Below are 1309 nucleotides of genomic sequence, written 5' to 3' on the forward strand. Positions count from 1 at the left end.
CGGCCGGGTCGCGTGGCTCCAGACGGAGGCGGTCGCGCTGATCTCGGGCGACTCGTTGAGCGGCGGCAGCACCAGCAGCGAGGCCGGCTTCGCGCGATTGAAGGCCGTGTAGTCGTAGGCCGGGGTGCTCGCGCAGCCGCCGAGCAATGCGGCGCCAGCGACGGCAGCCCACAGGATCAGGGATCGGACGCGCGTCATGCCGGTTTCTCCGTCTTGGCCACGGGGCCGTCCAGGCGCTTCAGCAGCTGGTCCATGTAGGGTGCCGATTCCGGGAACGCGAGCTTCTCGGCCTGCCAGAGCTGGCGTGCCTCGCCGGGGTCGCCGATCGACAGCTTCAGCATGCCCAGGTGGGCACGCAGGCCGGGCGGCAACGCGGCGTTCTGCGCACGCGCCTTCACGACATGCTCCTCCAGCGCGGCGATCTGCTCCTGCGCGCCGGCGCCGCCGCGCTGCAGCGCGTCGTACTGCTGGCGCGGGAACGACTCCCACAGGTACAGCGGCGGGCGCGGCTTCGCGCAGCCGGCCAGCATCGCCAGCGCACAGGCGGCGACAAGGAAGCGCCCTGTCACTTGGCTGCCTCCTTGCCCCACTGACCGCTGTCCTTCGCGGTGACGAGGTCGTCGACCGCCTGGCGCATCGCGAGGTCGAGCACCTTGCCGTTCAACGTCGCGTCGTAGCTGGCGGTACCGCCGAAGCCGAGCACCTCGCGGTTCGACAGCTCGTACTCGCCGGCGCCGCGGGCCGAGTAGACGACCTCGGCGGTCAGGCTGTTGACGATGTTGAGCGTGATCTTCGCGTAGGCGATCTGCGTCTTGCCGCGGCCGAACAAACCGAACAGCTGGTGGTCGCCGACCTCCTTGCGGCCGAATTCGGAGATGTCGCCGGTCACCACGTACGAGGCGCCGCGCAGCTTCTGCGCCGTGCCCTGCAGCTTGGCTTCCTGGCTGGTCTCGGACATGTTGTCGCGGTCGAGCACCGAGAAGCGCTGCGACTGCTGCAGGTGCGCAATCAGCGTGGTCTTGGCCTGGCTGCCGAGGCGGTCGACGCCATCGGAGAACACGCCGCGCATGAAGGTGGAGCGGTTGTCGAACTTGCCGACCGAGACCGGCAGGCGCGTGCCGTTGAACGGCGCCGCGGCGGCCTGCACCTTGGCGACCTCCAGCGTGCGGGAGCTTTCGGTGGCGCAACCGGCGATGAACAAGGCGCATGCAGCCGCGAGAACGGCTGTCGGACGTTGGAACATGGGAATCCTCGGAAAGGGATGAAGCTCGAAGAAAAGCCGTGAATTATCTGACGCGCGTTGCGAGAC

3 protein-coding genes are annotated in these 1309 nt (G+C 68.7%); all 3 read right to left on the reverse strand.

Features of this window, described 5'->3' with window-relative positions; all coding sequences use genetic code 11:
* A partial coding sequence (locus AC1DXV_RS34740; protein WP_477938060.1) for a GNA1162 family protein occupies window positions 1–198 on the reverse strand: 198 nt, incomplete at its 3' end.
* On the reverse strand, window positions 195–569 hold the full coding sequence (locus tag AC1DXV_RS34745; RefSeq protein WP_477869154.1) for a DUF4810 domain-containing protein: 375 nt from the start codon (window positions 567–569) through the stop codon (window positions 195–197). The genes AC1DXV_RS34745 and AC1DXV_RS34740, both read right to left, overlap by 4 nt.
* A complete protein-coding gene (locus AC1DXV_RS34750; RefSeq protein ID WP_465113095.1) occupies window positions 566–1243 on the reverse strand; it encodes a CsgG/HfaB family protein in 678 nt (225 codons plus the stop codon). The genes AC1DXV_RS34745 and AC1DXV_RS34750 overlap by 4 nt, the downstream gene beginning before the upstream one ends.
* Between the last annotated feature and the right edge of the window lie 66 nt (window positions 1244–1309).

It is taken from the genome of Rhizobacter sp. P3_C12 (assembly GCF_056402735.1).